The organism is Mesorhizobium sp. M4A.F.Ca.ET.050.02.1.1 (assembly GCF_003997725.1).
Classification (GTDB): Bacteria; Pseudomonadota; Alphaproteobacteria; order Rhizobiales; family Rhizobiaceae; genus Mesorhizobium.
On the sequence record NZ_RZSG01000195.1, the window covers coordinates 1 to 8,644 of the forward strand.

Genomic DNA, 8,644 nt, shown 5'->3' on the forward strand with positions numbered 1-8,644 from the left:
GCCGTGTTCAACCTGGCCTATGACATGGCAGTTAACGCCGATCCCGATCTGCGGGCCAAGGCAGCCGCCGCGAAACCGGCCGCTCCCAAGGACACCGGAAAGGTCGACGCGGCCAAGCGCGCCAACTCCGTCAACATCCCCTCAACAGCGTCGGGCAAGGCTCGGGTTCTCACCGAAGATGAGGAACTGGCCGCTGTCTACGACCGGAACCACAAAGGACAATAGCGATGGCTGGACCGTCGACTACCTTCACGGAAATGGTGTCCACCACCCTTCGCAACAGCGCGACGGAAGTGGCGGACAACGTTTCGAAGAACAACGCCTTCCTCAACCGGCTGAAGAAGAAGAACAAGATCCGCAATCTTGACGGCGGCACCGAAATCCAGGTGCAGCTCGAATACGCGGAAAACAGCACCTATCAGCGTTACGCCGGCCTCGACACGCTGAACACCAACGGCTCGGACGTCGTCACCTCCGCCAAGTACGATTGGGCGCAGGTCGCGCTGCATGTCGTGTCGAGCGGTAAGGAGCTTCGGCAGAACTCCGGCAAGTTCGCGATGATCAACCTGGTGAAGACCAAGAAGAACAACGCGCTCAAGACGGCTGCCAACAACTTCTCCGTCGACCTCTATTCCGACGGCTCGCTGTCGAACCAGATCGGCGGCCTGGCCAACATCCTGCAGACCAACGGCCAGGGCATCGTCGGCGGTATCGACGCCGCGACGTGGACGTTCTGGCGCAACAAGTTCCGCGAGGCCACCGGCACCAACCTTGCCGCGACCCCGAACGCGGCCAATGCTGCGACCTTCAAGGCGGACATGAACGCGATCTGGCTCACCTTGAATCGCGGCGCCGACAAACCGGACCTGATCACGTTCAGCCATGACTTCTACTCGCTGTACGAGACCGGCGAGCAGCAGCTTCAGCGGTACATGGACGCCGATATGGCTCAGTCCGGTTTCATCGGCCTGAAATACAAGACCGCCGACGTGATCTTCGACGACAACACGAATTTCACGACCACGGCAGAGAAGGGCTACTTCCTCAACTCCGACTACCTCTACGTCGACCAGCACAAGGAGGCGCAATGGACGCAGGACGACGAGAAGAAGCCCGTCAACCAGGATGCGGTTGTCATCCCGTTCTACTGGATGGGCAATCTCGTCTGCTCGAACCGCTCGCTTCAGGGCGTGATCTTCGACGCGGCATAAGGAGCAAGAACGATGACCTCTTTTGTTGGTATCGACGTCACCAAGACGTTCACCGCCGCGCAGCTCACCGGCACCGAATCCGGCAAGGCTCCGAAGATTGGCGACACCTACGAAGCGTATGACGGCAAGGTCTACCGCTTCGTGAAGTACAACCAGGGCGCCGGCGCGATTGCCGCCGTCGTCGGCAACGTCGTCGGCTTCTACGCTGCCGGCGGTGTCTCGGCCGGCCAGTACAACGAAGTCACCTCCGACGTGTCCGACACCGCCGCCAACGGTGCCGGCGTTCTGGCCGGCGCGCCGGGCAACGGCGAGTACGGCTGGATCCAGGTCAAAGGCCCGGCCACCGTCACCACCGCGCTCGTCTCGGGCGGCGATGGCAATGCGCTGATCCTCTCGGCCACCACCGACGGCACCCTGAAGGTGGCCGCCGCCGTGACCGACACGGTTTGCGCCTACGCGATCGACGCCTCGGCGAAGATCATCATGTGCGCGTTCCCGTACTGACCGCACCTCGGGCGGGCTGCAACGGCCCGCCCGCCTTTCCTCTCGCAAAGGAGCGCCAGAGATGGCCGACAAGTCCGACAAGAACGAAGCCGCCGAGCCCGCCGCTGTCGATACCCAGGCCGGCATCTTCCCGAAATTCCGCAAGCTTTGGAACGGCGGAGAGCACCGCAACGCGATCAACCTCGCCAATGCCGAAACGCTGTCCGAAGCCGAGTGGGCGGCGCTGCTCGCCGAGTTTCCCGGCATCGTCGAAGTGATCAACCAGTAGGGCGCCGCTGGCGCCCACAACTTTTCAGGAGCCGAACAAAATGAGCGAAGCGCAGCCCCTTATCCGGGTGATCGGGTTCAAGCAGAGCTACGAGAAGCTGCCGGTCAAGGGCGATCCGGTGAAGGAGAAGTGCGACCACAAAGGCTACAAGCTCGACGCCAGCGGCCGGCGCATCCTTGAGCTTCAGCCCGAGGACTGGGTGACGTATTCGCCCTCGCATTCGCCGCTGAACACGCGCACGACCGAGCGCATCCGGCATCTGATCCCCGACCCCTCGCTGATGGGCGAGGACCAGGACGGCGAGAAGCTGCGTTTCATGACGGCCCGCTGGAACCAGATCGAGCCGGCCTATGTCGCATTCAAAAGCGGGCAGGAAATCCCGCTCAACGGGACCGCGCTCGCCGCCTGGTCTGGCGTCACGCCCGAACAGGCCGAAGTGCTGCGCACCGCCGGCATTCGCACGGTCGAGGAAGTCCGCGACCTCACCGACGGGCAGCTTGACCGCGTGCGTCTTCCGAACATGCGTGATCTGCGCAAGCAGGCGGCGCTCTTCCTCGAGAACAGCGACGCAGCCAAGGCCGCCGAGCGCGAGGCCGCCAAGGATGCCCAGATCGCCGCGCTGATGGAGCGTCAGGAGGCGATGGAGGCCATGATCGAGGAACTGACCAAGCCGAAGGGCAAAGGCAGGGAAGCTGCCTGATGTCGATCCTCCACGTGGTCAAAGGCGCCGCGACGGTGCTCGGCATGGAAGTGCCGACGCTGGTCTATGGCGCGACCGGTCGAGAGATGGTCGAGATGCAGGAACTGGCCAACGTCATGGCGTCCGAAATCGCGGATGCCCATGACTGGCAGAAAATGCTGATCCTGAAGACGCTCACCGGCGACGGCATGTCAGACACGTTCGACATGCCGACCGACTTCCGACGGATGCAGAAAACGTCGTCGCTCTGGTCGTCGCGCTGGCAGTGGGCAACCGAACACCTCACCAGCCCGGATCAATGGCTTGAGCTTCAGGTGACGCCGATCGCCACGGTGAACGGCTACTGGATCATCTTCGGCGACCAGTTCCACCAGTGGCCGGTGATGGCCAACACCGAAACCGTCAAATTCTTCTACGTGTCCAACGATCTGGTCATGGCAAGCGACACGTCGAAGAAGACGATGTTCACCGAAGATGCCGACAGCTTCCAGCTTTCCGAGGAACTGCTGAAAAAGGCGATCATCGCCCGTTGGAAGCAGAACAAGGGGCAGGCCTACGAGCAGGATCTGGACGACTACCAGGACCTGCTCGTGCGCCGGATCGATACGGACGGCGGTTCTAAGCCGGTCGTGTCCGGTCAGCCGCCTGTCAGTTGGCGCGGCCGGCGCGTGGCATGGCCTGGCACGGTCACAGGTGCAGCGTGAGGTACGAGCGGTTTCCCGGCCGCCGGAAAGCCGTTCCGGCCCCTGCGCGCGCCATGGCGCAACCCTTCACCTTCGGCGCGCCCGTCGCCGGCTGGGTCACCAACCAGAGCCTGGTGAAGTCCAAGCCGTTCTCGGCCCAGACGCTTGAGAACTGGCTGCCGACGTCGACCGGCATTGTGATGCGCGGCGGCTCGGTCAAGCGTGCCACGATCGGCAGCGACCCGGTCGAAAGCTTCATCACTTACAATGCCGGCGGCACCAAGAAGATTTGGGCTTGCGACGAGACCACGGTGCGTGATGTCACGGCGCCCGCCGATGCTGTCACGCCGCCGGCCGCGTCGGTCACCGGCCAGACGTCGGGCTATTACTCCTACGTCAATTTCACGACGTCGGGGGGGTCGTTCGTCGTGGCGGTCAACGGAACGGACTTCCTGCAGCTCTATTCAACGACGTTCGACTGGACGGCGGTCAACGGCCTCTCGACCTATCGCCTGAACTTCGATGCCCAGACAGTCAACTTCATCAACGGCCAGGTCGTGACGGGCGGCACGAGCGGCGCAACGGCGACCGTCGTCAAGAACGTCGACAACGGCTCGACCGGCTCGCTAATGATCCAGTCGATTACCGGGACGTTCGTCGACAACGAAACCATCACCGGCGCTGGCGGCGGTTCGGCCACGGCCAACATTCCAGGCGGCGTCGTTCAGGTCTCGGCGGCGATCACCGGCGTTGCGACCAGCGCGCTGTCTCACGTCTGGCTCTACCGAAACCGCCTGTTTTTCATCCAGGGCGGCACGATGAAGGCCAGCTATCTGCCGGTCGATTCCGTCACCGGCGCGCTCGGCACGCTGAACCTGTCCGGCGTCTTCCAGCGCGGCGGCTCGCTGCTGTTCGGCGGAACGTGGTCGCTGGATGCCGGCGACGGCATCGACGACAAGTGCGTGTTCGTCACGACCGAGGGCGAGGCGGCGATTTTCGAAGGCAGCAACCCGGCCGGTGCGACCGCCGCTGAATGGAATCTTGTCGGCCGCTATGACCTCACCACCCCCATGGGCAAGCGGGCCACCATGCGCGCCGGTGGCGATCTGATCGTGGCGACGAAGGAAGGCATGGTTCCGATCTCGGCCGCGATCAACAAGGATGCGGCCGCACTGTCCCTTGCCGCCGTCTCACGCAACATCGAGCCGGATTGGAAGCATGAAGCGGCCCGGCGCCTGTCGCTGCCCTGGGAAGTCATCAAGTGGCCGGACATGAACTATGCCATCGTCTCGCTGCCGATCACGGCCGAGGGGCAGGAGGCCTGGTCGTTCGTCGTCAATCTTGAGACCGGCGCCTGGTGCAAGTTCGTGGGATGGGCAACCCGCTGCATCGAACTGCACGACAGCCGCCTGTTCTTCGGGACCAATGACGGCAAGGTCTTCGAAGGCGAGATCAACGGCAACGATGACAGCGGGCCGATCTATTACACCTATGTCGGCAATCCCGATCACATGAAGACGCTTGGCCGGCTGAAGACCGTCCACCAAGCGCGCCCGACGTTCCTCGCCTCGACCCCGTTCAATCCGAAGATTTCGTTCTCGGTAAACTACACGCTGACCCTGCCGACGGCGCCGGACGCGGCCGATGGTGGCACGGCTGACCTTTGGGATTCCGGCTTGTGGGACGTGGCGCTTTGGGATCAGGCCGCGCCGGTGGCGACCGTCAGCGGTGGCCAATGGATTTCGATCGGCAAGACCGGATACGTGATGCAGCCGCAGGTGCAGGTGACCGGCTTTCTCAACCGCCGCCCTGATGTCGAGTTCGTGCAGCTCGACGTGACCTTTGAAAATGGCGGGGTGGTCGTATGAGCTACGACATCGCCATCGAGAACTTCAACGCGGCCTGGCCGGAACTCGAACCGCTTTGCCGCCAGCACTACGGCGAGATGCAGGCGCGCATGGCGGCCGAGGGCATGACGATCGGCGAGTTCAAGCCGCGTCTGAACGTCTACGGCACCGCCAGCCATCTGCTCTGCTTCGTGGTCAGGATCGAGGGCGAGGCTGTCGGCTACGCCTTCATCTGGATCACACAGGACATGCACAACTCCGAACCCATCGCCATGGAGGACACGATCTATATGCGGCCAGATCACCGGAACGGCATCGGACGCCGTTTCACCAGGCACATCCTGGCCGAACTCAAAGCGCGCGGCTGCGTCAGGGCGCACGTGACCATCGCCACCGACCTACGCGTTACCAAGATGTGCGAGCGCGTGGGCTTCAAGCGGTCGGCAATTGCAATGACGTATTTCCTTCAGGAGGCCTGACAAGATGTGCGCGCCCGATCCTCCCGCCCCGCCGGATCCCAAAGAGACCTCTGCCGCCTCGACCTCGACGAACGTCGGCACGGCGGTCGCCAACGCGAACCTTGGCAACGTCAACCAGGTCACGCCGGATGGTTCGCTGACCTACAAGCAGTCGGGCACCTATAAATGGAACGATCCTTATACGGGCAAGTCCTACGACATCCCGACCTACACGGCGACGCAGACGCTTTCGCAGACCGGTCAGGCGATCAAGGATCAGACCGACCAGGCCAAGCTCAACCTCGGCGAGTTGGCCGCTGGTCAGTCGTCGTTCCTGAAAGACTGGTTGTCGAAGCCGGTCGACCTGTCGAACGACGCGACCGAAGCCCGCTTGATGGACCTCGGCATGAAGCGGCTTCAGCCGGCGCTGGACGCCCGCCGCGCCGCGAATGAGGCCGACCTGATCAATCGCGGCATTCGCCTCGGCTCCGACAACTACGCCCATGCGCAGAACATTCAGAACCAGGGCGAAAACGACGCCTATGACCAGTTGTTGCTGACCGGTCGTGGCCAGGCGGTGCAGGAAGCACTGGCGCAGAACTCGGCGCCGATCAACAACCTGACCGCTCTGCTGTCCGGCTCGCAGGTCAGCCAGCCGAATTTCGTAAATGCGAATATGCCGACCATCCCGACGACCGACGTCGCTGGCCTGATCAACACCAACTACAACCAGAAGCTCCAAAACTGGCAGCAGAGCCAGGCGAACACCCAGAACCTTCTGGGCGGCCTGTTCTCTCTCGGCGCGTCGTTCATCTAGGAGGGGATCATGGGTTTCATCTTCGGCCCCGGCCAGCAGTACCAGACGCCCGAGGAACTGGCGAAGGCTCGCGCCGTTGCCGAGGCCCTGCTCAACCAGCAGCCGATCGCGCACAATGTCGGCGAAGGCCTTGCCGTGGTCGGACAGGCGATCAGGGGCAGGCGTGATCTGAACCGCATCATCAAGGCGCAAGGCGACATGCGCGCGGGCGGCGATAGCGTCTTCTCAGCGCTTTTCGGCGGTGGCGCGCCGGCCGCAACGTCGACAGCGGCGCCGAGCGGCGGCGGAAGCAATGTGGTCGCCTCGGCCCTTGGTGGCGGCTCGATGGGCAGCGCTCCGGACCTCTCCGGCAATGATGTCTACAACGGCTTCATGGACACGGTGAAAAGCAAGGTCACCAATCCCTACGGCCTCGCCGCCGTCGCCGCGACCGCCAACGCCGAAAGCCGCTTCAGTCCGAAGAACGCTTTCGGTTCCTGGTCGGACCCGAGCGAAAGCGGCCAGGCTGGCACCGCTGGCGGCATCCTGTCGTGGCGCGGCCCGCGCTTTGCGGCGATGCGCACCTTTGCCGGCAGCAATGGCGGCGATGCAAACGCTCCGTCGCCGCAGCTCCAGGCGCAATATTTCCTGCAGGAAGACCCCGGCCTGATCGACTCGCTGAACGCTGCGAAGTCGCCGGAAGAGGCACAGCGCCTCATGAACAACGCCTGGAAGTTCGCCGGCTACAACCGCCCCGGCGGCGAGGCCGCCCGCCGCATTTCCATGGCCAATTCCTTCGCATCGCGTTTCGCCGACGCCGCGCCGGTTCAGGTGGCGAGCATTGAACCGGGCGCGGGCGTGTCGGCAGCGCTGAACAAGCGTCCGGCACCGGACGGCCCGGCGACGGTCGCTCAGACCGTGCAGTCGCCGCGAGCGACAGAGCCGCCTCCGGTGGCTGCGAAGGCGGCAGCGGCGCCGCAGACGGTCGCGCAGGCCAATTCAGCCTCCTCCGGGGGTCCGAGCGTGCAGCAACTTCTGCAGGCCTCACAGGATCCGCGCCTGTCCGAGCAACAGCGCGGCGTCGTCAACCTGATGCTGAAACAGAAGCTCGATGAGGCCAACCCGGCAAACCAGCTCGAACTGGAAAAGAACCGGCTGGAGGTCGAGAAGCTGCGCAACCCGCAGATCGAGCCGGGCGATAAGGCGCGCCTCGACTTCGACCGGGAGAAGTTCGCGGCCGAGCAGAACAAGCCGATCGAGGTGGGTGGTGTCCTGGTCGATCCCAAAACGCACGAGCCCGTTTACACCGGCCAGCAGACCGATTGGGAAAAGCTCGACGAGCGGACGCTGTACAACAAGCGCACGGGCGAGACGCGGGCTGTCAGCATCGGCAATGGTCCGAACGCCGGACAATTCAGGTTCACGGGCAATTCCGTCGAGGCTCAGGCGCTCAACGGCCTGATGGATGGTGGCGGCCTCACCGTCGAGCAGGCGCAGCAACTCGCGGCCGGCAAGACGATCAGCGGCCCGAATGGCGAATTGCTGTTCCTGACGCCGCAGGGCGTGTTTGGGCAGGCTTCCGCTGGCGGCCCGGCGATGCCTGTGACGCCCAAGGCGGCACCGACACCCGCGCCGGCACCGGAAGCACCGGCCGCGCCAGCGAGCCCGGCGCCGACCAGCCCGCGCGCAGCAAATCCGCCGCCGAGCGAGAACGCGGGCATCCTGCCGCTCACCGGCGCGAAGCAGAAGCCGCTGAACGAGCAGCAGCAGCGCGACAACAAGCTGTACTCTGTCGTCGCGCCCGAACTGCAGATCGTCGAAAAAAACTTCTCGGCCCTGTCCAATCCCTCGGATCAGGCTCTGTCGGCTATTCCGCGCGGTTCCGACTTTGGCGCCGAGTACCTGAAATCGCCCGAATATCAGCGGGCATCGAACTCGCTGCGCACCATCATCGCGTCCTACCTCTACAGCGTGTCCGGCGCGACGGCGGCGCCAGCGGAAGTCGAGAACCAGGCAGCCATCCTGACGCCCAAGCCAGGCGAGGCGAAGGCATCGCTCGACGACAAGCTGGCGCGTATCCGGCAGATGGTCGACGCGATCAAGGGCGGCGGCGGCTCCGCGCCGGCTGGCAACGCAGGTACTGGTGGCGGCACGACCAGCAACGGCTTGAAGTGGAG

At 64.0% G+C, this 8,644-nt stretch carries 10 protein-coding genes; all 10 read left to right on the forward strand.

Annotated features, from left to right (window positions below):
* The coding region (locus EOA33_RS15195) for a hypothetical protein (RefSeq protein WP_210212575.1) at positions 1 to 225 on the forward strand (225 nt) is incomplete at its 5' end.
* Positions 226 to 227: 2 nt separating this feature from the next.
* Complete coding sequence (locus tag EOA33_RS15200) at positions 228 to 1,211, forward strand: phage major capsid protein (RefSeq protein ID WP_127405978.1); 984 nt, start codon at positions 228 to 230, stop codon at positions 1,209 to 1,211.
* A 12-nt stretch (positions 1,212 to 1,223) separates the two neighbouring features.
* Positions 1,224 to 1,715: a hypothetical protein gene (locus EOA33_RS15205; RefSeq protein WP_127287261.1), complete on the forward strand. Its 492-nt coding sequence runs from the start codon at positions 1,224 to 1,226 to the stop codon at positions 1,713 to 1,715.
* A gap of 61 nt (positions 1,716 to 1,776) precedes the next feature.
* Positions 1,777 to 1,983, forward strand: a complete 207-nt coding sequence (locus EOA33_RS15210; protein WP_127405979.1) for a hypothetical protein — start codon at positions 1,777 to 1,779, stop codon at positions 1,981 to 1,983.
* A 40-nt stretch (positions 1,984 to 2,023) separates the two neighbouring features.
* Positions 2,024 to 2,683 carry a hypothetical protein gene (locus EOA33_RS15215; protein WP_127405980.1) on the forward strand — a complete coding sequence of 220 codons (660 nt, stop codon included), beginning with the start codon at positions 2,024 to 2,026 and terminating at the stop codon, positions 2,681 to 2,683.
* Positions 2,683 to 3,387, forward strand: a complete 705-nt coding sequence (locus tag EOA33_RS15220) for a hypothetical protein (RefSeq protein ID WP_127405981.1) — start codon at positions 2,683 to 2,685, stop codon at positions 3,385 to 3,387. Before EOA33_RS15215 ends, EOA33_RS15220 begins: the two co-directional genes overlap by 1 nt.
* 53 nt (positions 3,388 to 3,440) lie before the next feature.
* A complete protein-coding gene (locus EOA33_RS15225; RefSeq protein ID WP_190234278.1) occupies positions 3,441 to 5,234 on the forward strand; it encodes a hypothetical protein in 1,794 nt (597 codons plus the stop codon).
* Complete coding sequence (locus tag EOA33_RS15230; protein WP_127405982.1) at positions 5,231 to 5,692, forward strand: GNAT family N-acetyltransferase; 462 nt, start codon at positions 5,231 to 5,233, stop codon at positions 5,690 to 5,692. Before EOA33_RS15225 ends, EOA33_RS15230 begins: the two co-directional genes overlap by 4 nt.
* A 4-nt stretch (positions 5,693 to 5,696) precedes the next feature.
* The gene (locus EOA33_RS15235) at positions 5,697 to 6,488 is read left to right on the forward strand and encodes a hypothetical protein (RefSeq protein WP_190234279.1); all 792 of its coding nucleotides are present in this window, start codon (positions 5,697 to 5,699) and stop codon (positions 6,486 to 6,488) included.
* A gap of 9 nt (positions 6,489 to 6,497) precedes the next feature.
* Positions 6,498 to 8,644, forward strand: a 2,147-nt coding sequence (locus tag EOA33_RS15240; RefSeq protein WP_348628242.1) for a phage tail tip lysozyme, incomplete at its 3' end; no start/stop codon positions are given.